Source organism: Legionella yabuuchiae (assembly GCF_900640115.1).
In the GTDB taxonomy this organism is placed as follows: Bacteria; Pseudomonadota; Gammaproteobacteria; order Legionellales; family Legionellaceae; genus Legionella_A; species Legionella_A yabuuchiae.
Window position 1 is genome coordinate 78243 of sequence record NZ_CAAAIW010000004.1, and the last position, 24672, is coordinate 102914.

A 24672-nucleotide genomic window follows, 5' to 3' on the forward strand; every position below is an offset into this window, starting at 1 on the left:
AACCATTCACCACGTTCACTAAAAGCCAACCTGCGCTTAAAACGGGACTTTTCACTTTCGCATTCATAATTGTAGTGAATAGATACTAAAATAATTGCCGGAAAAAAGCTCACAAAATTTTCTCAGTTTAAACGAATCATTTCGTATTGCAATCCATTTCAAAGAAAGTAATATACCCGTAATCTTTCAAAATGCGTGTTTTTAGGCGCCTTTATTTTTTGTCCTGCCGCATTTTAAAAAGCGAGTAATGGCTCATTCCCTTGCGAGTTTTTTAAAATGCGGCAGGGCGAAAAAGAAAAAGCATAAATCACGCATTTTGAAAGATTACGGGTATATACCCGTGATCGTTCAAAATGCGATATTTTAGGCGGACATATTCCCCTCCCAAGCGTTGAGAATAAGTTCGCGATAAACAGACGGAATACGTTGTAAGGGTTTATGAATGAGTAAAAAAATAAAAACTGGATTATTTCCAATTCACCCATGGAAACTCACGGTTGACAAATGTTTGCCAGAACAACAATTACTGGCAGAAACCCTATTAGCTCAAGCCAATGGTTATATTGGTAGTCGAGGAACTTTCGAAGAGCCCGCATTAGACAATATGGCAAGCTGTGAAGGCGTTTATCTTAACGGGGTTTATCAAGAAGAACCTATCGCTTATGGTGAGTCTGCCTATGGGTTTGCCACACATAATCAAAAAATGATTCAAGTCCCGAATGGCAAGCGAATTACAATGTCTTTGGATGGTGAATTGCTTCACTTTACCAAGGATAGTGCAACGTCCATTCGCACATTAGATTTACGTGACGGTCTGTTAAGTCGCACCCAAACCTGGACGACAGCCAGTGGAAAAAAACTCCGTCTTCATTCTCAACGTTTTGTTTCCTTGGCGGTTCAAAACTTGATGTGCATTCGGTATGAAATTACCGCTGAAAATTTTTCTGGGCCATTGACATTGCTGTCGTCCCTTGATGCGGGCTATGAGTTTCAAGTCAATAAGGACGATCCAAGGGTTGGTCGACTTTCCATTGCTGAAAGCTTGTCACAACTTAAAATCGAGCAAAGCGAGCAATTTAATGGATATCTGCATCAGGTTAAGAATTCAGAGTTTGTAATCGCGAGTGTAGCGATGGATGAATTTGATACGGAAGTTTGCCTAAAAGAACTGTTGAACCAATCCTCATTGCTTCAGCAGCATTATGAACTTGCGTTATCAGAAGGAACTCCTGTAACCCTCTATAAATGGATTGGTTATAATCATAGCTCTGCTGAGAATGCTCATCAAAACTTGCTAGAGTCATTAAAAAATACCATTAAACAAGAAGCGGCAATCGGGTTTGAGCAACAGCGTGAGCATCATAAACAATGGTTGATGAACTTTTGGCAGGACGCGGATGTGGTTATTGATGGAGATGAGCCATTACAGCAAGGAATACGATTTAATCTGTTTCATGTTTTTCAATCCTCAGGCCGCAACGGGGGTTCAAATATTGGCGCTAAGGGATTAACCGGACACGGCTATGATGGCCATTATTTCTGGGATACAGAAATTTATGTCATTCCTTTTCTTTGCTTTACCCAACCCGAGCTGGCTAGAAAATTACTTGAGTTTCGCATTAATACGCTTGATGGCGCTAGAGCGAGAGCACGAGAAATGGCTCATCCTAACGGCGCTTTGTACCCATGGCGTACTATTGGTGGCAATGAATGTTCAGCTTATTTCCCAGCAGGAACCGCACAGTATCATATTAATGCCGATATTGCTTATGCGCTGAAGTGTTATGTAAACGCGACCCATGATGAATCGCTGTTATGGCAGGGTGGGGCAGAGATGCTGTTTGAAACTGCAAGATTATGGTTGCAACTGGGGCATTTCAATCACAATCGGCAAGATCAATTTTGCATCGATGGGGTAACGGGACCGGATGAATACACCGCCATCGTCAATAATAATTTTTATACCAATAGCATGGCGAGGGCTCATTTATTATTTGCTGTTGAGGTTGCTAAGCAATTGCAAGAGGATGATAGCCAACGGTTTGAAGCATTAGAACGTAGTATTAATCTTGAACCCGAAGAACTTCGCTCGTGGAAAAACGCTGCTGAAAACATGTATCTCCCATTTGATGAAACGCTTAAAATTCATAAGCAAGATGATGCGTTTTTAGATAAGGCTGTATGGGATTTCCAAAATACCCCAAACGATAAATATCCATTATTATTACACTTTCATCCTCTAGTCATTTATCGCCACCAGGTTTTAAAACAAGCGGATGTCGTCTTAGCGATGTATTTACTGGATGACGAATACAATCGCGAGCAAAAAAAGAGAAATTTAGAATTTTATGAACCACTGACGACACACGACTCCAGTCTTTCTAGTTGCATTCATGCGTTGGAGTTTGCCGAAACAGGTGATTATAAAAAAGCCTATGAGTTCTTTGAGGACACGGCCCGTATGGATCTAGATAATCATCATGGTAATAGCGAATTTGGTGTTCATATAGCTTGTATGGCTGGTTCTTGGGCTTCTATTATTCATGGTTTTGCTGGGTTTCGAGCGCGTAAAGATCATTTGGTGTTTAACCCCGTTTTACCTGAACAATGGCAGGGTTATCAATTTCAGCTGCGTTTTAAAGGGAGTCGGTTAAGCGTTAGTGTAAGGCGGGATGGTACAACCTATAAACTTGTTGAGGGGCAACCTCTAATCATTCAACTGAATGGTAAAAAGATTTATTTAACACCAGCCCATTCGACTCACCTAGAGATACTATCTAAGGAAGCGCTTGCATGACCATTAAAGCTGTTATTTTTGATTTAGATGGTGTGATCACGGACACTGCTCACTATCACTTTAAAGCATGGAAAAAGCTTGCAGATGGGTTAAATATCGAATTTAATGAGCGTGATAATGAGCAATTAAAAGGCCTTGATCGCTTAACCTCCTTAGAACATATTCTATCAAAAGGAAAGTTAGAGCGAACTCAACAGGAAAAAAATGAGTTAGCTGCCGAAAAAAATGCTTACTATCTTGCCTTAGTTGACGCGATGTCTCCTCAAGATATTTTGCCAGGCGCTGAGCGGGTTTTAAAGGAACTTGGTGAGGCGGGTATTCTAATTGGCTTAGCCTCAGCCAGCAAAAATGCGAAATTCGTTTTAGAAAAACTCTGTTTAACTCATTATTTTGATTATATTGCTGATGCAAACGAGATTAAACACAGTAAGCCTCATCCTGAAGTGTTCCTGAAGGTCGTTGAAGCGTTTAAGATTTCTCATGTGCAATGTATAGGTGTCGAAGACGCAGCGGCTGGAATACAAGCAATCAACTCAGCTGGGATGGGTTCCGTTGGTATTGGTAATGAACAAATACTCTTTGAAGCGGATGTTGTATTAAATTCCTTAACTGAGTTCAATTGGCAAAAAATTCTTAAATTTTTTTCAGAACAGGTCAGTCTGTATTGATTTGATATTGCATAAAAAGAAAATATAATGGGCAGAGCGGATATGTATTTGAGATCCTCATGATTCCTTTCATATGCAGTCTGTTCACTAAGGGAGCTGTACATGTTTTTTCATTTTACCAAGAAACGATTCGCGCGCACGATTGTGAGTCTAAGTCTTTTTTTATTCAGCGCGATTTCCTGGGCAGTAAGCCACCATCCTCAGGATTTTCTAAAACAAATTGAGGGCACTCAAGATGAAGGCCAACAAATTGTTCAGCATTTTTGTGCAAATTGTCATGCAGAAAAGCCGTTGCTACCTTTAGGGGCACCACGTATTGGATATGAAAAAGACTGGGAACCTCGAGTTAAGGCGGGGATAGATGCTTTGTTTAAACACACTGAGGAGGGATTCAATGCAATGCCTGCTCGAGGTGGTTGTTTTGAATGCAGTGATGAGCAGCTCATATTGGCGGTTATTGAGCTCCTACCTGAATCTGAAAAAAAAGCGTTTAAAAACAATAAAAAAGATCACAAATAGAACAGTCAGGACCAAAAATAACTAAAAAGAACTAAATTTATTCCAGTTCCTCCCGATAAACTTGTTAAACAGGGAGGAAAAACGCATGAAAAGCAAACTTTTACTTGTACCAGCATGTTTGGCCGTGGCAGCTTGTGCGCCAATGCATGCGATAGAAGATGATGCGGGATATACTCATTATACAGCGCATCATACTTCAGACTCCAAGGGAAGTTATCACTTTCCTGAAAAACGTCCCGCCACAGGACGAAAAGTGTTTATTTTTGACCCTAGAGCCACCGCCTGGGCGGCTTACGATGCACAAGGAAATCGTGTAAAAACAGGTCGAGCGTCAGGTGGTAAAGGCTTTTGCGAAGACGTAGGACGCCCGTGCCGTACAACGGTTGGAACCTATCGAATTTATTCGAAAAAAGGGGAAGATTGTACCTCAAGCATCTATCCCATTGAAACGAATGGTGGTGCTAAGATGCCTTACTGCATGCACTTTAATGGAGGATACTCCATTCACGGGGCCTACGAAGTACCTAATTATAACGCCAGCCATGGTTGCGTTAGGGTCCTACCCAGTGCTGCACAATGGTTAAACCAAGAGTTTCTCGACGTGGGATCAACGGTAATTGTTCGTCCTTACTAACATCACTTAACCTAAAGACTACTTTGGCCCGATTAGTTCGGGCCATCTTCATCAAACGCTACTTCAACAGTTGTTTTCTAACTACCTGACCTATCATTTCAGGATTCGCTTTCCCCTTAGTGGCTTTCATGACTTGGCCAACAAAGAACGCAAGAAGTTTTTCCTTACCATTTTTGTACTCTTCAGCTTGCTGGGGGTGTTTAGCAATGATGTCTGCGATAATTTTATCTAGTTCGCTTAGGTCGAAACTAGAATTAAAGCCTTCTGTCACAATGATCTCATCCACAGAACCTTCCTTGGCGAGTAATTTAGAAAACACCGTTTTGGCCTGATTGCTAGACAGCACATTGTCTGCTATTTGGTCCAGTAGGAGGGCAAACTGTTTGGCTTCTATGGGTGGGTTATCAAAAGTCTCCCCTCGCTCATTCAAAACAGCAGCGTAAGGACCTTTTAGCCAATTAGCAATCAATTTGCTAGAAGCTTTAGTATGTTCTTGGGTACGATAAAAATAATGAACATTAGTTGGAGAACTTAGTAAAAATTCAATATCGTCTTCTTTTAAATCCCTTTCTTGATGTAGTTCTTTTTTAATGTCTTCTGGTAAGCGTGGCATGGCATCTTTGATGTCATTTAGAAACGCTTCAGTAATTTCAATCGGTAACAAATCGGGATCAGGGAAGTAACGATAGTCTTGTTCACTTTCTTTTCCGCGCATAGAATGAGTGGTGTTTGAAGCTGGAGAAAACAAACGGGTTTCTTGTATGACTTCTTGGCCTGATTCTAAAAGATCTTGATGGCGCAATGCTTCATATTCGATGGCTTTTTCTATGTAACGAAACGAATTTAAATTCTTAAGTTCGGTACGAGTACCAAGGGTTGACGTTCCAGAAGGCCGAAGAGATAGGTTGACATCACAACGGAAAGAGCCCTCTTGCATGTTACCATCGCTGATATCTAGAAAACGCACCAGTTGATGCAATACTTTTAAGTAGGTGATCGCTTCTTCAGCGGAATAAAGACAAGGGGCTGAGACAATTTCTAACAAAGGTGTTCCTGCACGGTTTAAATCAATTCCCGTTAATTGCGGATGAGCATCATGCACTGATTTACCGGCATCTTCTTCCAGATGGGCTCGATCAATGATGACTGTTTTGGTTGTTCCATCTTGGAGTGAAATAGTTAAGTGACCTTGTCCAATTATCGGACGTTGAAATTGGCTGATCTGATAGCCTTTTGGTAGATCTGGATAAAAATAATTTTTTCGCTCAAAGTAAGACTGATTATTAATGTTCGCGTCAATGGCTAGACCGAATCGAAGCGCTTTTTTTACCGCCTCCTCATTTAATACAGGTAAAACCCCCGGAAGACCTGCATCAATAAAACTAGTTTGTGAATTTGGTTCACCGCCATAGGTTGTGGAGGAAGCGGAAAATAGTTTTGATTTTGTGTTGAGTTGGACATGAACTTCAAGTCCAATAACCGTTTCCCAAGTCATTTGTACTCCTGTGGCCTGGCCTGATGCCAATCCGTTTGTTGCTGAAAAAAATGCCCTAAGGCAAGCAATGTTTCTTCACTAAAGTGTGGTCCCATGAGCTGCATGCCGATAGGTAGTCCCTGTTGAGTTAGTCCCGCGGGTATCGATAGGGCGGGCAAGCCTGCTAAATTCGAGGCAACGGTAAATACATCGGCTAAATAGCGCTCTGTGGGATCAAGGACTTTCTCGCCAAGCTTAAACGCAGCGGTTGGTGTTGTGGGGCCAAGAATTACATCAACTTCCTTAAATTGTTCAAGCAATTCATCGGAGATTAAGCGACGTACCTTTTGAGCTTGAACGTAATAATCATCAAAATATCCCGAGGATAAGACGTAGGTTCCTGTTAATATCCGCCGTTTGACTTCAATTCCAAATCCTTCATCTCTGGTACGGGTAATGAGATCCATTAAATTTTCTGGATCAGCAGCTCTATAGCCATAACGAACGCCATCATACCGTGACAAATTTGAAGATGCTTCAGCACAGGCGATTACATAATAACAAGGCACCCAATATGGCTGTAAAGAGAGATCAAGCTCTATAATTTCTGCGCCTTGTTGTTCAAACACAGTTATGGCAGTTTTGATGGCCTTTTGAACGTCTTCTGCAACATTAGCTTGGAAGAAGCAATTAGGTAGCCCAATGCGAAGGGAGGATATAGGCTGATTAAACTTGCTGGTAAAGTTTGGCAGAGGTTTATTCACTGAAGTAGAGTCTTGATGATCAAACCCGGCCATCACTTGTAAAATCAACGCCAAGTCCTCAGCACTTCGAGCCATAGGACCGGCTTGATCAAGGCTTGAGGCAAAGGCGATCATGCCATATCTAGACACTAAGCCGTAGGTGGGCTTTAACCCAGAAATACCACAAAAGGCCGCTGGTTGGCGAATTGAGCCCCCTGTGTCTGAACCTGTTGCAAAAGGAGCCAATGAAGCAGCCACCGCTGCTGCCGATCCACCAGATGATCCACCGGGAGAGTAATCAGTATCCCAAGGATTTTTCACAGAACCGAAGTAACTGTGTTCATTCGCTGAACCCATCGCAAATTCATCCATGTTTGTTTTGCCAATTATGATGGCATGCTCTTTGGCTAAATTCGTAACTATTGTGGCTTCATATGGGGATTGAAACTCCGCTAACATTTTTGAACCACAAGTGGTATTCATGGTTTTCGTGCAAAAAATATCTTTATGCGCTAAAGGAATGCCAGTTAATGTGGTTCCCTTGCCTTGTACCAATAGGTTATCCGCTGCTTTTGCAGAGGTGATGGCGTGTTCTTCATCGGTAGAAATAAAGGCATTTAAGTTTTGGTACTGACTAATCCGATTCAGATAGTGTTGGGTTAACTCAAGACTTGAAATAGAGCGGTTTTGCAAAGCCAGGCTAAGTTCCCGTATTGAATATTCATGCATGCCTTATTTTCCTACTTCAATCACTTTGGGAACTAGATAATGACCATGTTCAAATAACGGTGCAATTTCAGCCAAGGATTCTACGTGACTCTGTGGGTTAGTACTATCTTCACGAAGTCGTTGTTGTATATCAAGGGGATGAAGTAATGGTTTAATGCTTTGAGTATCTACCTTTCTTAGCTGCTCAATAAACTCCATTATTGCAGAAACGTCATGCGTTAGTTTCACGCCGGTTTCGGCATCAAGCTTAATATACGCGAGGGAGGCAATCTTTTGCAGTTCTTTTTCGGATGTCGCCATAATGATCATACCTAAGTTCAGTTTGAAGTTATTTCACTGCATTAACTTCAATAAATCAAGGATTTTATATAATCCCCTATACGCTATGGTTAAAGCATCGCACTAATAGGGGACTAAGCTAAAAGCTTGAATAAATCAGCGGTCTTTCCAACCGACAACAAATTGTCAAAAGCCTAGTAAAAACTCTCTGTACTGACCTATAGTTAACAGTAGTAACTAGGAAATTCATATGCGGATTCGTACCATCACCAGACAAAAGCATAGACAGTGGCGAATGTTATTAATTTATAACATTTATCGCCTGTTAAGCGTTGTGGTACTGTTTAGCGCATATTGGTTTGTTGCGTTTACGAAAGTTAATGAATTGCAATATTTTGGAATGCTTGCGGGCTTTTTTCTGTATGGCATGGTCTTAATTTATCTTTGTCTGAAACAGTCCATACGCTTTGAACAGCAAGTGCTGTTCTCGGGTTTAATCGACATTGTAATGGTGGTGTTACTCATCAATAAAATTGGTTTTATTGATTCGGGCTTGGGGATACTTTTGTATGTATATGTGGCGATGCTTAGTATTCTTACGCCAGGAAGAGTGGCGATTTTTTTCGCGGCTATAGCGAGCTTTATGCTGCTATCCATCAGTATTGTCCGATATTTGTACACGCCTTATGAAGGTATTGATATTATTTTTGCGTCAGGTGTGTATGGCGCTGGTTTTTTTGCCACCGCGTTAACGGCTTGGTATCTTGCTCATTGGGTAAGAACAAGTGAACTTTTGGCACAACAACGAGGCAAGGAGCTAGCAAATATACACAAACTCAATGAGTACATTGTAGAACGGCTGCAATATGGCGTAATTTATGTGAATGGTAATAAGCAAATCCAAGTCATAAATTCGGCCGCGTGTAATTTTTTAAACATCGGGCCATGTAAAGATAAGAGTCTTAAACAACTGTCACCTCTGTTGTATGAGAAATATCTTAAGTTTTTAAAAACCCTAGATAATAAAACCATGGAACGCTCTGCTTATACTACCATTGAAGAATTAAATTTACAGGTTCGCTTTTATTCTTCATCACCATCGACAGAACATCCCCCTGTTTTAATTATTCTTAATGATATGGCCGAAATTACCCAACAAGCACAGCAGCTTAAGTTGGCTTCGTTGGGTTTTTTCTCAGCCAGCATTGCCCATGAATTACGTAATCCACTCGGGGCAATTTCCCATGCTTGTCAGTTGTTAGGAGAAGAAGGTGAGGGGAGCGATGAAGATCAAAGATTAAAAGAGTTAATTTTAAATAACTGCGAACGCATGAATAAAATAGTTAAAAATGTGTTGCAAATGTCTAGAAGCCAGAAGTCTGAACCAGAAGAAATTGATTTAAATACGTTCTTGGAGCGATTTCGTAAGGATTTTTGCTCGGTAAATCAGTGTAAGATTACGTTGAAACTGTCAGGCATAGAGTCAAATACTATAAACTTTGATAAGTTTCAGCTAGAACAAATTTTGGTTATATTATGCGATAACGCCATGGAACATGGCAAGGATAAAAAACATGGGGAAGCGCTCATTACAATGCAAGTAATTCATGAAGAAGAAAAAATTACACTTGAACTATGTGATACGGGTCCCGGCATAAAACCTAAAAATCGCAAACATGTATTTGACCCTTTTTTTAGCACATTAAGTACTGGAAATGGTATGGGGTTATTCATTGCTAAGGATTTATGTTTCATCAATCAAGCTCGCCTTGAATTACTCGATGCGGATACTGGCTGTTGCTTTGCAATCTCATTCAATCAAACTAACGAGGTGGCCATATGAGTCATGAAAAAGTCCTTGTTATTGACGATGAACCGGATATTAGAGAACTTCTTGCTTTAACGCTAAATCGCATGGAGCTTAAGTGTGATGTTGCTGAGAATTTTGCCGAAGGACTTGAATACATTAATAAACGTGAATATTTTTTAGTTTTGACTGATATGAAACTACCAGATGGTGATGGTTTTGGAATTGTTCGCTATATTCAACAAAACAAGCCGGAATTACCAGTTGCCGTCATTACCGCTTATGGCAACGTTGAAGGGGCTGTGAATACTTTGAAAGCTGGTGCATTTGATTATGTTTCTAAACCAGTCGATTTAACCATGCTTAAATCATTAGTAAAGACAGCGCTCAGAATGTATCAGCGGCCAGAACAAGAAGATGAATTGTTAATTGGCCAAAGTTCTGCCATGAAATCCTTAAGAGAGAATATATATAAATTGGCTCGAAGTCAGGCCCCTGTGTTTATTCATGGTGAATCGGGTGTGGGAAAAGAATTAGTGGCTAGACTGATCCATGCTCATGGCCCAAGAAGTGATAAGCCTTTCATTGCTGTAAACTGTGGCGCGATCCCTAGTGAACTCATGGAATCTGAGTTTTTTGGCCATAAAAAAGGAAGCTTTACAGGTGCTTATGCAGATAAGCAAGGTTTATTTGAAGCCGCACGCGGCGGTACTTTATTTTTAGATGAAGTGGCTGAGCTGCCTTTAGCCATGCAGGTTAAGTTGTTGCGAGCCATTCAAGAAAAAGCGATTAAACCCATCGGTGGGTTGCAAGAAATCCCTGTGGATGTGCGAATTTTAAGTGCTAGCAATAAAAATTTGATCGAGGAGATCGCTGAAAGACGATTTCGACAAGAGCTTTATTACCGTATTAATGTGATTGAACTTCGTGTTCCAACGCTACAGGAACGGATCTCTGATATTCCTTTATTAGCTGAAAACATATTAAAGCGTTTAGCCACAGAGAGCCAAGCTAAGCGAGTAATACTTTCAAAAGAAGCTTTAGAAGCGTTAGAAACTTATGACTTTCCAGGTAACGTGCGAGAGCTAGAGAATATTCTTGAGCGAGCAATGACGCTTTGCAATGGGACTATTATTGAAGTGCAAGATTTGCGTTTAGCCAAACCAGAAGTCATCAAACCAGAGGTAGTGACGACTGAAGCAAAACTAGGCTTAGATCAAACGCTTATAGAACAAGAAAAAGAGTTGATTTTGCAAGCCCTTGAAAAAACCAAATGGAATCGAACGGCGGCCGCAAGATTACTTGGGGTTAGTTTTAGAACGTTGCGCTATCGCCTCAAAAAATTAGGTCTTGATTAGAGGGTTACGATCCAGCTAAAAACTTAATTTCTTCCATTTTGGCTGATATTCTAGCCTTAAGAAATCGATCTTGTTTCACCAACTTTTTTGCTGTTTTTAGTTGTTGCATAGCGCTTCGCTTTCGTCCTTGTAATAATTCGCACTGTGCTAGGGTAAAATAGGCATAATCTTTTTGGCCTGAAGCTGCTTGTGCTTGAGACAGCATATGGCATATCGTTAAATCTTGCTTATACTCACGACTTCCTGTTAGCAAAAGGCCGGCGGCTTTGGAGGCATTTCCTGAGTCTATGAGCCCTTGCGCATAGAGCACTAACGCCGCGTAATTATCAGGATAATTATCATACAGTTCATTTAAGCGCTTAAGCGCCTGATCAAATTCCCGCTGTCCAATTTCGGCTTGGGCTATCGCCGCTTGAAGATATAGATTATCTAACGATAGGGTGAGTTTGATCAGGGTTTCTTTTGCTAAGTTAAATTGATTATTTTTTATTAAGGTAAGGGCAAGCCCGTATTGACACGCTTCCTTTTTTGCGGCTGTTTCGCACTGAGTATTATAAAAATCGAGCAAAGGTTTCGCATCATCGTTGGCTAAATTTCGAATTAATTCTTTAAATAAATAATAATCAATAGGATTTGTGTATGTTTTACGAGCAATTTGAGCGCTGCGGTTTTCTGCTTCTGCAATACGGTCTTGATCTAAGGGGTGGGTACGTAAAATCGCGGGAATATGATCGGTGTAATAATATCTTGTATTTTGCTGCATTTTTTTAAAAAAACCCGCCATTCCCGCAGGGTCGAACCCGGCTTTAATGAGCATTCCAATTCCAATACGATCGGCTTCTTTTTCATTAGCCCGGGTGTAATTAATACTGTCTTGGGCGACCCCAGATAATGAGGCCATCAACGCACCGCTTCCGAGTGTTGGGTTCAGAATACCAAGCGCTGCGGAAGCGAGGATCGATGCAAGCAATGGAATACGCATTTGTTTTTCGTGTTGAATCATTCGATAAAGGTGATGTAACCGAACGTGGGCCATTTCATGAGCCATTACTGCGGCCAACTCATGGACATTGTCGCTGGCTAAAATAAGCTGAGTGTTTATCCCAATATGTCCTCCAGGGCCGGCAAAGGCATTTACTTCTTTAGATTTGACGATGAAAAAATCCGGTATAGACTGGCGGGAATGTTTAGCGAGTAGTCGGCCTAAGTGATTGATATATTGGGTGGCTAAAGGATTTCGAATAACACTGTTTGATTGATTGATCTGTTGTACAAATTCTTTTTCGAGCTCGTCCAACTCCCGTGTGGTGTACGGAGAGTAGGCTAAAGCAGTTGGTATAAATAGACTTAAGCTCAGTAGAATTGGTAGGCCAAATTGCAATGACTTGCGAATAGGAATGCCTATTGTTCTAGCAATGCTAAAAATCCTAAACCAAAAAGGCCGTTTCATAGCGATACCAATTTTTATTTGACGTTTAATTTGAGTTCATAGCAATTGCTAATTGAGCCACTCAATCTATTATTCTTCAAGTTTGGCTGTGCTCACTCAGCTTATCAATTATTAGGAATTACTGTTAGATTAAGCATCATCTTAAATTCTTATATATCATACCATTTCTTTCGGGTTGTAAGTCTACTCAAAAATTGAATAATTTGTTATCATGCGCATACTTTTGATGGATAATCCGACGTATGCATTTAGAGTTTTTGCTCACCGCACTTGAACAGGCTAATCTTGGCCGAGGCTTTTGCGCCCCTAATCCTCCTGTTGGCGCTGTGGCTGTTCAAAAGAATACCGTCCTCGCTAAGGACTGGCATCGAGGTGCAGGCACTCCCCATGCAGAACGATTGATCTTTGAAAAATTACCCGCAGCTTTAGACGATATTACACTATACGTTACCTTAGAGCCATGTAATCATTGGGGGCGAACGCCGCCGTGTGTGGATGCCATTATTAAATATGGTGTTCAACGAGTCGTCTACGCTTATCGTGATCCAAATCCTGTTGTCCAGGCGAATGACACACCGGCTCGCCTAAGAGAGCAGGGAATAGAAGTGATTCATTTTCCTGTGCCTCAAATTGACACATTTTATCAAAGCTATCGGCATTGGACTAAAACGGGTAAGCCCTGGGTTACTGCAAAAATTGCGCAAAGTTTCGATGGAAAGATCGCAGGTGAATATTGTAAACGGTTAAATTTATCCAATGATTCCTGCGCTTTATTTACTCATCAGCAACGTAAACAAACGGATATTATTTTAACAACCGCGAGCACTGTTAATTACGACAATCCAACGTTAAATGCTCGGTTGCCTGAGGGTGTATTTAGTAAGCCAATAGCAATCCTTGATAGAAACCTTCGCTTAAATTTAGACGCAAACGTTTTAAAACAAGATAAGCCTCGCCATATTTTTTATGACCAAGAGTTCGCTGCGCCTCAAAATTATTCTAATGTCATGTTTCATGCTGTTCCCACAGACGCTAAGGGACTTAATTTGGATTCCATTATTGCTTGCCTAGGCGCCTTAGGGTATCACGATGTTTGGGTTGAAGCCGGTGGAAGATTATTTAGCGCACTACATCAGGCACAGTTGGTTAATCAAACCTATATTTACTTAACGCCTCATGTCGTTGGTCCCTCAGGCATACCTGGATATCATGTTTCAGATCTGTTTAAAAAACCACATACAATAAATTGGCATCCCATGGGGAATAATATGATAGTATCGCTGCTCTGGGATAAAGCGACTGAGGAAAGCGCATGTTCACCGGCTTAATAGAAATCCTTGGAAAAGTGATTGAAAACAACGTGACCGAGAGTGGCGCTCAATTAACCGTACAGAGTTCAATTTCATCACCAGAGCTTGGTGAAAGTATCGCTGTGAATGGCGTTTGTTTAACGCTGCGATCCACTTCATTTGAACAGCTTATGTTTGATATCTCACCTGAGACCTTACGCTGTAGCGCATTAGGAAATTTACGCCATGGTGGTTTTGTGAACCTGGAGCGGGCAATGCAGTCGAATGCGCGATATGGCGGACATTACGTGACCGGTCATGTCGATACGACAAAAGAAATTACAGCAATATCCTTGCAAGGTGATTATTTAGAGTTCTCCATTGGTGGATTTGATCAGCATGAAATTAAGTATTTAACCCACAAAGGAAGCATAACTATTGACGGCGTTAGCCTTACCATTAACACGGTCAATAAACAGGCAATTAAATTATTATTGGTTCCGCACACGCTTGCGGTAACGAATCTTAACCATCGAACTGTTGGCGATGCAGTAAACGTTGAATTTGATTATTTAGCTAAAATGGTTTCACATCAAGTTGAACTTGCAATCCAGCATAGACTTAAGAGCAAAGAAACGGAGCTTTAGTGCTCACTGACATGAGGTTTATTGAAATGACAAATCCGTTTACCACCATATCCCACGCAATTTCAGAGCTGCAAGAAGGACGGATGATTATTTTGGTGGACGATGAAGATAGAGAAAATGAGGGCGATCTAATTATTGCAGCTGAGTATGTTACCGATGAAGCGATTAACTTTATGTCTAAATTTGGTCGAGGGCTCATCTGTTTGCCAATGGCTAATGAACTGATTGATAAGTTGGATTTGCCTATGATGGCAAGTAACAATCAATCTCCATTTGGCACAGCGTTCACTGTTTCAATTGAAGCGGCTACTGGTGTATCTACAGGCATCTCGGCTAAAGATCGTGCCCATACCATCCAAGTTGCAATTGATGCAAATAGTGGTCCTAAAGACATAATTTCTCCGGGCCATGTTTTCCCATTAAGAGCGCGTGAGCGTGGAGTTTTAGAGCGTGGGGGGCAAACGGAAGGCAGTGTGGATCTCATGAAGCTAGCTGGACTAACACCAGCCGCCGTGATTTGTGAAATCATCAATGAAGACGGAACAATGAGCCGCCGTGATGAGCTAAGTTCATTTTCGCAAAAACATGGTATTGTCATGGTGACCATTAAGGATTTAATCGCGTATCGAATTCGCCATGAAGCGTTAATTCAGGCTGAAGCAACGAGTCGGCTGCCTTTGCAGCAGCATGGTGATTTCACGATGACCGTTTTTTCTAATCAATTTGATAATGCAGAGCATTTTGCACTTATTAAAGCCCCTAAGATTAGCAATAAAATCCCTTTGGTTCGCATCCATTCTGAGTGCATCACTGGAGATGTGTTCGGGTCTTGTCGCTGTGACTGCGGATATCAGCTGCAACAATCTTTATCGCTCATATCGAAAGAGGGAGGGGTGCTGATTTACTTACGCCAGGAAGGTCGAGGGATTGGGCTTGCGAATAAGTTAAAAGCCTACGCGTTACAAGATCAAGGCTTTGACACGGTGGATGCTAATATTCAACTCGGCTTGCCGATTGATAGCAGAGATTATGCTGTGGCTTATCAAATCCTTAAACACTTAGGTATAGACGTTGTACGACTGTTAACGAATAACCCACAAAAAGTAGACGGGTTGACCCGTTATGGGATTACAGTGAGTGAGCGTATTTCATTATCAATTAAACCAACTCAAGACAATATTAGCTATTTAAAAACGAAAATAGAAAAGCTTGGTCATTTGTTGGTGGTTGAGTAAAAAGGAGCGTAAATGAAATTGATCAAAGGGGAGTATCTTGAACATCATGCATCGTTCCCCATTGCAATTGTTGTTAGTCGGTTTAATCAAGATATCACACAAGCCTTACTTCAGGGAACGTTACAGCGGTTAAGGGAGAGAGGTATTCTTGAGAGCGATACGCTCGTTATTGAAGTTCCCGGTGCGGTTGAGATTCCCCTTATTACTCAGCGTCTTGCTATGAAAAACGAGTTCAAAGCTATTATTGCTTTAGGAGCCGTTATTCGCGGGGAAACCACTCATTATGATTATGTTTGTCAGCAAGTGAGCCAGGGGTGTCAGCAGGTGTCTTTAATGCACAACGTCCCAGTTATTTTCGGGGTGCTCACAACAGAAAACGAGGAACAGGCATGGGATAGGCTTGGAGGTAATCATGGCCATAAAGGCATGGATGTTGCCGATGCTGCGATAGAAATGAATCTTGTACTAGACCAATTATAATCATGAGTTAAGCCCTTCTGCGCAAGCTAATAGCACTAAATTTGTTATAATTTTTTCTCATATGATCAAATATGTTTCAAATGAGGCTGTTTGTTGTATAATAAGATTTTTTTCTACGGAAATCATTTATGGCAACGTCTGAAGCAGAATTAAGAGACTTAATGCAAGAATATGGCAACCCTGTATTCAATGGAAAAGATCAAATTAGAATCCTATATTTCATTCTTGGGGATGCTAAGAATAGACTTGCAAAAGATACTGAAATCCATAAATTAATTGCAAAGTATCAATATAAACTGAATGGCGAGGAAAATCTAAAAAAAGCCATTAAACTCGTTAATGAATTTATTGTTGACTTAGAAACAAAAGACCAAGATAGAGCTACCATTAATTATCTGAAAAAACATGGTCTTTATAGAATAATATATCATAACCCACAAATAATGGGAGAAGAACTACCGACGAATGACATTCTACACAAACTATTACGGAGTGGCTTTGTGGGTGTTGTCGCCTCTGCTCTAATTATCCTTCTTTTTTCCGCCACAGCATTGTTTGCAGCGCCTTTTTGGCTTACGGCTATTTCAACTGGGTTGTTTGTAGGAGCATCTGTTTATTTAAGTGGCATTTTATATGGGGTAATAAACGACCTTTTTGCAACTCATGCTAATTTACCTTATTTTTTATTAGGTCATCAACCGCAACAAAAAAGTTTATTGAGAACAAATGATAAAGTTGCGCAGGGAATTGCCTGGGGTGTAGCTGCTACATTTGCGCCCGTAATGTTGGCTACAGCCCTTTTTACTGTGACAGCAACAATTACTGCTTTTTTTGTACCGATGGCAACCTTTTTATTGCCAGTCATGATGATGGCAATGCCGCTGATTGCTGTAGGAGCAGAGTTCTATGCGCGCAAAAAAGCACGTGAATATATAAAGCAAAACACAGATTTTACTTGGATTGGATCCAATATGTATCAACGAGAGGGTCTTGATTACATGTGTCCGACTTTGCCAGAACGTGCCGCATGGTACGCTAATAATGATAGAAATTATTTTGGCTTCTTTAAAGTGCCTTGGATTGGTCTCGGTGTATTGGTTGGGTTAGTTGTATTAAGTGCTGTTAGCATGTTTTTACCACCACTGCTTTTTGCCTCTCCTATCATAGCAATAGCAATTCCTGCGGCCTTTAGTGCAGTTGCTTGTGCGACTTTGATTGCTGCAGGCGTATACATGCATGCAAATCGTAACAAGTATGTCGATGATCGTTACCGCCTAGAATTTGATCGTGCTACGATCGAACCTAATTTATATCTTGATGAAGATATGAGTTATGTACAGCATTTAGTACAACAATACAATAAACAGGATCCAGGTATTAGGGTTTATTCTTCAGCTAGCGATCAAAACACTTATGGATCTTTTTTTAGTACAAAACCAACCCCTAACATCACTGAGGCTCCACAAGAAAATCTAGATGAAACTGGGCTAAATTTAATTAATCATCAAGCGGAGTTTGGTGCTAGTCCATAAGGCCGTAACCCCAGGTTTAATTTCACCTCTGCGTCACTGCAATGTTGTACGGTGACGCAGGAATTCACAAGCGCTACAGCCCAGTAAAATCAAGCTTTAAATCATTATCCGTTATTAAGCACCTGCAAATTAAGGTCTGTTGACAGATCCTAAACTGCCTAGGTAAATCATGTTGGGAATTTTATTCGTGAATTTACTGCCGAATTTGGGTTTAAACCGTCATTCGGCAGTAACGTTCTAAATTAATTTTTTTTCTCTGTACAGAGGTACGGTACAGAGAATTTTTTCAAAAATTATTGACGTGTGGATCTGAATTTGATCTATTACTGCTTTTTGTAAGGCAGGAAATGGATGTATCACGTTTTGAGATACAAAGATTAGATCACTTAGGCTTAGTTGCTGGCTTTTGCAAAAAAAATTGGTCTCGATGAGCTAATATACCCGTAATCTTTCAAAATGCGTGATTTATGCTTTTTCTTTTTCGCCCTGCCGCATTTTAAAAAACTCGCAAGGGAATGAGCCATTACTCGCTTTTTAAAATGCGGCAGGACAAAAAATAAAGGCGCCTAAAAACACGCATTTTGAAAGATTACGGGTATAAATCAACGTATGTCAAAAGAATCACATAACAGTATGATTTCGGATGGTACACTTCTCGTTGCAATGATATTGAATGGTATTGGTTTTGTTAGCAGGACGCTGCATATGTATCCGGAATACTTTTCAGAGAAACCTACAGAACATCCTCTGGGGTAAAGGCATTTTTGCCCTCCCATATGAATGAAAATATGATGGGGCGATTTTTGGATTCCTTGTATGAGCAAGGTGTATCTGAGCTATATCAGGGAACGTTACAGCGTTTAAGAGAACGAGGCGTTCTTGAGAACGATACTCTCGTTAGAAATGAATCTTGTACTAAGCCAATTGTAAGCCCCTATCTAGAATCTTAGAAAAATCAGTTAAGCCCTACACAAGCTAATAGCATAGAATCAGTTGGATTTTTTCCTAGGCTCTAGTGCCAACCATAGCATAGACTATAATTAACTATCGTTTGATTGAAAAAATAGAGGAAGCCTCTTGTCGTAACAAATACCATACCTAATTTGATCTTTACTAGCGTTGATGCTTTAAGATCATGGGGCAATCGTGGGGAGTTGCAATTTATGAATTTTGTTAATTTATCTCTACTACACATTCAAGGCATGTACTCACTTGTTATGAGCTGGATAACAAAAAAATGAGCAAGCCAATTCGATTGTTTATATTTTTGGGCGTTTGCATTCTCACAGCTATTATTGGATATATCGATTTTTTAATAGGTACCGAATTTAGCTCCGCTCTATTTTATTTTGCACCAATTTTCATAGCCGCGTGGTACCTAGATCGAAATATAAGCATTATGATCGCTCTTTTTTGTGCTGCATCCTGGGCTACAAATGATTATTTATTACATAATTATTTATATAAGGCTAGTTATTTTTGGAACTCTTTAATGCGTCTTTTTATTTTTATGATTATTGCGCTTCTCGTATCGTCATTAAGAAAATCGCTAGATGAAATAAATGTCCTAGCCAATGTAGACCCACTTACCGGGGCTAAAAATCATAGATTTATTTACGCATTTTTATATAATCAAATAGCTGAATTTAAGCGTAGTAATCTCGAGTTTTCAATTATTTACTTCGATGTGGATAATTTCAAAGAAATAAATGACAGGTATGGTCATGATCAAGGTGATGAAGCATTAAAAATTATTGTTAACAAATGTCAGGAAAACATACATAAACACGATATTATCGGTCGCGTTGGAGGTGACGAATTCATTATCGTTTTACCCGAAACTAAGTTAAATGATGCCGAAAAGCTATATAAACGTATATTTAAAGATATATCACTTGTGAAGAAGCCTTTTTCAATAAGATTAAGCGCGGGCATTGCTAGTTATGATTCTTCTGCTTATTCACTTGATGAGCTACTTAAAACAGCAGATATGTTAATGTATTCTTCAAAAAAAAACGGGGGAAATAACTCACTATCTAAAAAATTAATTTGATTATTTGAGTTAGTATTATCTCCAACTTATGAAAGATACCCGTCGGTATACAAGTACAACAGATTTGCTACTCTGATAATGTTTATTGTTCTTTTAATAGCTTTCTCATGATTTCAGCAGAAACCGGCCTGCTGGAATAATACCCTTGAATATGATCGCAACCTAAGGTGGCTAATACCTGACTTTGTGGTTGGGTTTCAACCCCTTCAGCAATTACTTGTAGGTTTAACCCATGCGCCATCCGAATAATGGCTTCAACAATCGTCTGATTTTCGGGCAACTTATCTATAAACATTTTATCTATTTTTAATATGTCCAATGGTATTTGGTTTAAATAACTAAAGGAAGAGAAACCTGTTCCAAAATCATCTAAAGCAATGATCAGACCTAGATCTCTCAATTGTTGTATGAGTGAAATTATATATTCTTTTTCGTCAATAAAAATAGACTCAGTAATTTCCAGCTCCAGATACCGAGGATCAAAATCTTTATAATCAATGGCTTTTTTTATCGCTGAAAAAGCATTTTTTCTAATTAACTGTTGGACGGATAAATTAACCGCAATAGGAATGTTGTGATTGATGATTCCTTCTTCTTTCCATTGTTGATATTGATGAAGCGCTTGATCCAAAACCCAATCACCGATGAGGGAAATTAAGCTCATTTCCTCAGCAATAGGTATAAATAAAGCTGGGGAAACACTTCCCATCTGAGGATGCTCCCAACGTAATAACACTTCCATACCTGTTATATGCTTTAGTGACTTAACCGAAAATCGGGGCTGAAAATGAAGAACAAATTGATTTTTCTCTAACGCATCAGGTAACTCAACTTGAACTTGTAATCGCAAACGATCATATTCTGCCAGTTGATTATCAAAAAACTGGATATTGTTATCCTTAAAATAGCGGGCTTGAGTTAATGCTAGATGGCTATATCGAAGCATATCTTGTGCGGTTTGCGCATTTTCGGGACAGGATGCAATTCCTACACTGACCCTAGGCATTAAAGTTTTATTATTAATTTTACAAGGTTCAATTAATACGGACATTAAATGTTTAATTGTTTTATCTAAATTATTTTTAGATTTATAGATCACTCCAAACCTATCATCGGCGAGGCGGGCTATAATCGCTTTATGATTAAAAAATCGTTTTGTACGTTTTGCCATTTGAAATAAAAGAATATCTGCAACGGAAGACCCTAACGTTTCTTCGATATGCTGTAGGTTATCAATAGAAATTTTTATTAGCGACAGTGAGTTATCTTGGGGGGGGCTCTTTAATTCCAATTCCAGCTGATCTATAAAAGTATAACGATTATACAGCTCTGTCACCGGATCATGATAAGCACGATATTTTAAAGCTAAGCCTTTTATTCTTCCGCTTTCGGCGAAAAAGGCAATAAAAACACTTACATACATCAATCCTAATACTGAAATAAATACAAAAAAGGAATAATAATTAGTTGTTAAGAAAAAAAGTCCATTTCCATCTTCCCAATAATATAATAAACAAATTAAGACAGTAACTAATAGCACCCAAAACAGGCTGCTTCTGCCCCCTCCCAATATAATACTAAAAAATGGCGGCAGTAAAAGCCAATAGGTACTGGGGCTATCCAATAGACTGAGTTCTAATGATACATTAAAGAACAGTATGACTAATGATAAGATTAATAATTCGCGAGCCACAAGCAATGAGGCGGTGTAGTATAATATTCCAAGAGAAATAAGAATTACTGGAATTTCGATTAATATTAACCATGATAATGCTTGGTCGATAAAAAAATAATAGAAAAAGAAAAAAACAGGGGCAGCGAGCAGCCCTACTATGGCGATGTAAATAAAGGTTTTAGCATAAGTATATTGAATGACATTTGAGCGCAACTTGTTTGGAATGAGGTAATCAAACAATAATTTAATCATAAATCCGCAATCAATTCTTCCTATATATTAATTATTGTCTAAAGTAAACAAAATAACAAAATACAGGCCCTTAATCGTCAGCATAACTTTTCGGACGTCATGGGGTGTCAATTTGTTTTGAGATGCTTAACCTAATTTGAATCAACTGAAAATCTGTTAGTCATCACCTTAAGGGACTATCTAATCAGCACTCTAATGCACTCCCTGATCAGCACTAAATTGTCTGAGCAAATCAGATTGGGAATTTTATCGGGAGTTTACTGCTGAAGCTAAGTTTATAGCTCGCCATTTTCCCAAAGATATGGTACTTATAACAGATGGTTAATATTGCTAGATCGAGCGCCTATACAACAGCTCTGAAATGCCTTAATAACCAGCGATACCCTTGATCGTTCAAAAGGCGAGTTTTAAGACGACTTTATTGTTTGTCCTGCCGCATTTTAAATAGCGAGTCATGGCTCATTGCCTTGCGAGTTTTTTAAAATGCGGCAGGGCGAAAAAGAAACAGCATAAATCACGCATTTTGAACGATCACGCGTATATAATCCGCCTCAACTTTCCCAAAAAATTTTCAACACAGTTTTAGTAAAAAGGTTTTTATACATGTTTATTAAGGAAGGGATTTTACTTAGTATTCTAATCGCATTAGGGGGTTGTCAGTCTATAGGTCCTAAAATCCTTGATAATGATCGATATTCTTACAATATGGCATTATATCATAGCAGGAATAAGGAACTTTTATTGAATATCGTTCGCTTACGATACGATCACCCCCCCATAGTGCTAAGCGTTGGTAATATTTCTGGTAGTACTAAAATACAAAGAGAAGGGCGACTTGAAGTATATTCAAAGTTGTTTACGCCTAGCAACGCAACTGAAACTAAAGCCGAAGGGTCAACAGGACTTGTTTACAGCGACAACCCGATTATTAGCTATACACCGTTAGATGATCAAATTTTTCATGCTCGTTTTTTATCGGCATTGAATTTAAGGCAAATTGGGTTATTGCTTGAGTCATCTTGGAGCATCGAGCGCGTGTTTCAGGTTACAATCCAACAAGCAGGTGCTGTCACCAACGCCACTAGCGCGGCGCGGCCTACCTCTAGATATGTTCCTCGCTATCAACGTTTTATCAATATGGTTTATGTTCTCAGGCGCTTGCAATTGAAAGATGCGTTTGTCACCACGTATACAAATAAGGATGAACGAGAGACATTAACATTGAATTTAAATCAAAACGCGATATTAACTGAGCACGAAAAAAAGATTTTAAACCAGGCCGGCGTAAAGCTATATCACAACAAAATTATGTTCACAAATTACGAAGGACCACATGCTACTCCAGTCATAACACGCTCAGTATTAGGCATTTTTAACTATTTATCGAAAGGCGTACTCATTCCACCCAACGATGCAGAAAATGGCATTGTTACTATCACTCGTTATCCCAATGGTAAGTCTTTTGATTGGCAAAAGGTGTTAGAGGGAGTGATAACAATCAAACATTGTGAAAAGCAGCCAACACATGCCATGGTGGCCATTCCTTATTTAAATCGATGGTATTACATCGATGATAGAGATGCTTATTCCAAGCAAACGCTGATGATGCTAACTAATATTATTGGACTTATCTCAGGCCCTGTGCCCTCATCGCCTGTGGGTATAACGCGTAATGCTTAATGGGAACAATAGCAATGCTCTTTTGAGTACGAGGAAAAAATAATGAAAACTGAAGTTAAAATGAGTTATTTATTATTCGTTTTAGCATTTTTTGGATACGCACTTAAATTTGGGTTAAATATATTCCTGGCCCGTCATCTAACCGCAAGCTTATACGGCGATTATAGTGTAGCCATTAAGTTGCTAACCATTTTAATCACCTTGTCCTTATTTGGCACCAATATTGGCGCAAATCGTTTTTTTGTAAAATATTTACAATCAGATGATAAAGAAATGGCAACAAACTATCTTGCTTGGAATGTAAAATTACTCGGCTTTACATTTCTAATAACATTTTTCATCGCGCTTCTGGCATTCGGCATCATGTTACTGCTTCATTATTTTAATATCAAAGATATCAATCAATACCACTTAGCTACTTATACGCTATGGTTAGTACCGTTTGCAGCCATTGCAAAATTATTAAGTAGCTTTTTATTAAGCGGTAATCGTATCCTTCTCTCGATGCTTTATAACAACCCATTTAAGTATTTAATAGAAATCGTTTTATTTGCTTTAGTCGTTATATTCATCGACCCAGAATTAAATAATACTAGCATTGTTATTGTTTTATTTGTTTCATTTGTATTAATCTCGATAATTTCAAACTTCTCCATGAATGAAGAAATACTGCAACTATTGCGCTTAGGGATAAAAAAGTACAAAAACATTAATTTATCACAAATGGAGTGGTTACAAACCTCTTCTAGATTAATTAGCAATAATATTATTTTTGCAGTAACTTGCAGCATCGATCTCATCGCAGTTGAGTTATTTTCCTCAAACGAAGCGCATGTTGGTTATTATGCCGCGATCCTGACCATTATCTCGCTGTTATGGTTAGTGCCTGGAAGCGTCTATCAAGGATTAAAACCGCAATTTACTATACTGTTAAACGATGAACTAGGTCATCAAGAATTACAACAAAAATTAAACATGACAAACTTAATTGCCTTTATTTTAATTGTCGTTTTAATGTTACTAATTATCTTTTTTGGAAAATCCATCTTAGCATATTTCGGTCCCCAGTATGTTCAGGTTTATAGCGAGTTGATTGTTTTAATCGTTGCTACGGCATGTTCTTGTCTTGCCCGTATTGCTCCCTCTTTGCTAGTGTATGCTGGCTATGAATCCATTGTCTTGAGATGGAGTATCATTGAATTAGGTCTAATGGTTGTATTGACCATGCCAGCTACATACTGGTTTGATATTAAAGGCACGGCATTTGCTACAGCATTTGTATTGATTCTAAAACCATTCTTTACAATATTAATTGCACGAAAAAAATTAGGCTTACGACCTCTATCTATTTTTTAAATACAAATATGATTA

At 39.4% G+C, this 24672-nt stretch carries 21 protein-coding genes; 16 read left to right on the forward strand and 5 right to left on the reverse strand.

Annotation, left to right across the window (positions count from 1 at the left end; genetic code table 11):
• Positions 1-442: 442 nt before the first annotated feature.
• From E1O47_RS02480 to E1O47_RS02495, 4 genes are all read left to right on the forward strand, one after another.
• Positions 443-2797: a glycoside hydrolase family 65 protein gene (locus tag E1O47_RS02480; protein ID WP_133129689.1), complete on the forward strand. Its 2355-nt coding sequence runs from the start codon at positions 443-445 to the stop codon at positions 2795-2797.
• Positions 2794-3465, forward strand: a complete 672-nt coding sequence (gene pgmB / locus E1O47_RS02485; RefSeq protein WP_133129690.1) for a beta-phosphoglucomutase — start codon at positions 2794-2796, stop codon at positions 3463-3465. Before E1O47_RS02480 ends, pgmB begins: the two co-directional genes overlap by 4 nt.
• Before the next feature lie 102 nt (positions 3466-3567).
• Positions 3568-3984 (forward strand): c-type cytochrome, encoded by a 417-nt coding sequence (locus E1O47_RS02490; RefSeq protein WP_133129691.1) that lies wholly within the window; start codon positions 3568-3570, stop codon positions 3982-3984.
• Between the two features lie 85 nt (positions 3985-4069).
• Positions 4070-4618, forward strand: coding sequence for a L,D-transpeptidase (locus E1O47_RS02495; protein WP_133129692.1), 549 nt, complete (start codon positions 4070-4072; stop codon positions 4616-4618).
• A 58-nt stretch (positions 4619-4676) separates the two neighbouring features.
• Here E1O47_RS02495 and gatB read toward each other — a convergent pair whose 3' ends face one another.
• From gatB to gatC, 3 genes are read right to left on the reverse strand one after another with little or no spacing between them, the layout of a single operon-like run.
• A complete protein-coding gene (gene gatB / locus E1O47_RS02500; protein WP_133129693.1) occupies positions 4677-6113 on the reverse strand; it encodes an Asp-tRNA(Asn)/Glu-tRNA(Gln) amidotransferase subunit GatB in 1437 nt (478 codons plus the stop codon).
• Positions 6110-7564, reverse strand: a complete 1455-nt coding sequence (gatA, locus tag E1O47_RS02505; protein WP_133129694.1) for an Asp-tRNA(Asn)/Glu-tRNA(Gln) amidotransferase subunit GatA — start codon at positions 7562-7564, stop codon at positions 6110-6112. The genes gatB and gatA overlap by 4 nt, the downstream gene beginning before the upstream one ends.
• 3 nt (positions 7565-7567) lie before the next feature.
• A complete protein-coding gene (gene gatC, locus E1O47_RS02510) occupies positions 7568-7864 on the reverse strand; it encodes an Asp-tRNA(Asn)/Glu-tRNA(Gln) amidotransferase subunit GatC (RefSeq protein ID WP_133129695.1) in 297 nt (98 codons plus the stop codon).
• Between the two features lie 229 nt (positions 7865-8093).
• Between gatC and E1O47_RS02515 the strand changes: the two genes are divergently transcribed.
• Both E1O47_RS02515 and E1O47_RS02520 read left to right on the forward strand, forming a co-directional pair.
• Positions 8094-9686: a sensor histidine kinase gene (locus E1O47_RS02515; protein ID WP_133129696.1), complete on the forward strand. Its 1593-nt coding sequence runs from the start codon at positions 8094-8096 to the stop codon at positions 9684-9686.
• Complete coding sequence (locus E1O47_RS02520; RefSeq protein ID WP_133129697.1) at positions 9683-11008, forward strand: sigma-54-dependent transcriptional regulator; 1326 nt, start codon at positions 9683-9685, stop codon at positions 11006-11008. Before E1O47_RS02515 ends, E1O47_RS02520 begins: the two co-directional genes overlap by 4 nt.
• Before the next feature lie 4 nt (positions 11009-11012).
• Here E1O47_RS02520 and E1O47_RS02525 read toward each other — a convergent pair whose 3' ends face one another.
• Positions 11013-12458, reverse strand: coding sequence for a M48 family metalloprotease (locus E1O47_RS02525; protein ID WP_133129698.1), 1446 nt, complete (start codon positions 12456-12458; stop codon positions 11013-11015).
• 242 nt (positions 12459-12700) lie between these two features.
• Here E1O47_RS02525 and ribD point away from each other — a divergent pair, with 242 nt between their 5' ends.
• The 8 genes from ribD (at position 12701) to E1O47_RS02560 (ending at position 19694) form a co-directional block, all read left to right on the forward strand.
• A complete protein-coding gene (ribD, locus tag E1O47_RS02530; RefSeq protein ID WP_133129699.1) occupies positions 12701-13786 on the forward strand; it encodes a bifunctional diaminohydroxyphosphoribosylaminopyrimidine deaminase/5-amino-6-(5-phosphoribosylamino)uracil reductase RibD in 1086 nt (361 codons plus the stop codon).
• Complete coding sequence (ribE, locus tag E1O47_RS02535) at positions 13771-14394, forward strand: riboflavin synthase (protein ID WP_133129700.1); 624 nt, start codon at positions 13771-13773, stop codon at positions 14392-14394. The genes ribD and ribE overlap by 16 nt, the downstream gene beginning before the upstream one ends.
• A gap of 26 nt (positions 14395-14420) precedes the next feature.
• On the forward strand, positions 14421-15629 hold the full coding sequence (ribB, locus tag E1O47_RS02540) for a 3,4-dihydroxy-2-butanone-4-phosphate synthase (protein ID WP_133129701.1): 1209 nt from the start codon (positions 14421-14423) through the stop codon (positions 15627-15629).
• A 12-nt stretch (positions 15630-15641) separates the two neighbouring features.
• Positions 15642-16109: a 6,7-dimethyl-8-ribityllumazine synthase gene (gene ribH / locus E1O47_RS02545; protein ID WP_133129702.1), complete on the forward strand. Its 468-nt coding sequence runs from the start codon at positions 15642-15644 to the stop codon at positions 16107-16109.
• Positions 16110-16237: 128 nt separating this feature from the next.
• Positions 16238-17641 (forward strand): hypothetical protein, encoded by a 1404-nt coding sequence (locus E1O47_RS02550; protein WP_242601968.1) that lies wholly within the window; start codon positions 16238-16240, stop codon positions 17639-17641.
• A 609-nt stretch (positions 17642-18250) separates the two neighbouring features.
• Positions 18251-18397: a DUF4277 domain-containing protein gene (locus E1O47_RS12680; protein ID WP_133129703.1), complete on the forward strand. Its 147-nt coding sequence runs from the start codon at positions 18251-18253 to the stop codon at positions 18395-18397.
• Positions 18398-18417: 20 nt separating this feature from the next.
• Positions 18418-18591, forward strand: a complete 174-nt coding sequence (locus tag E1O47_RS12220; protein ID WP_165475028.1) for a hypothetical protein — start codon at positions 18418-18420, stop codon at positions 18589-18591.
• A 287-nt stretch (positions 18592-18878) separates the two neighbouring features.
• Positions 18879-19694, forward strand: a complete 816-nt coding sequence (locus E1O47_RS02560; protein WP_133129704.1) for a GGDEF domain-containing protein — start codon at positions 18879-18881, stop codon at positions 19692-19694.
• A gap of 82 nt (positions 19695-19776) precedes the next feature.
• Here the strand turns inward: E1O47_RS02560 and E1O47_RS02565 are convergent, their stop codons facing one another.
• Positions 19777-21621 carry a putative bifunctional diguanylate cyclase/phosphodiesterase gene (locus tag E1O47_RS02565; protein WP_133129705.1) on the reverse strand — a complete coding sequence of 615 codons (1845 nt, stop codon included), beginning with the start codon at positions 21619-21621 and terminating at the stop codon, positions 19777-19779.
• A gap of 603 nt (positions 21622-22224) precedes the next feature.
• Between E1O47_RS02565 and E1O47_RS02570 the strand changes: the two genes are divergently transcribed.
• Complete coding sequence (locus E1O47_RS02570; RefSeq protein ID WP_133129706.1) at positions 22225-23301, forward strand: hypothetical protein; 1077 nt, start codon at positions 22225-22227, stop codon at positions 23299-23301.
• Positions 23302-23343: 42 nt separating this feature from the next.
• On the forward strand, positions 23344-24657 hold the full coding sequence (locus E1O47_RS02575; RefSeq protein ID WP_133129707.1) for an MATE family efflux transporter: 1314 nt from the start codon (positions 23344-23346) through the stop codon (positions 24655-24657).
• Positions 24658-24672: the final 15 nt, after the last annotated feature.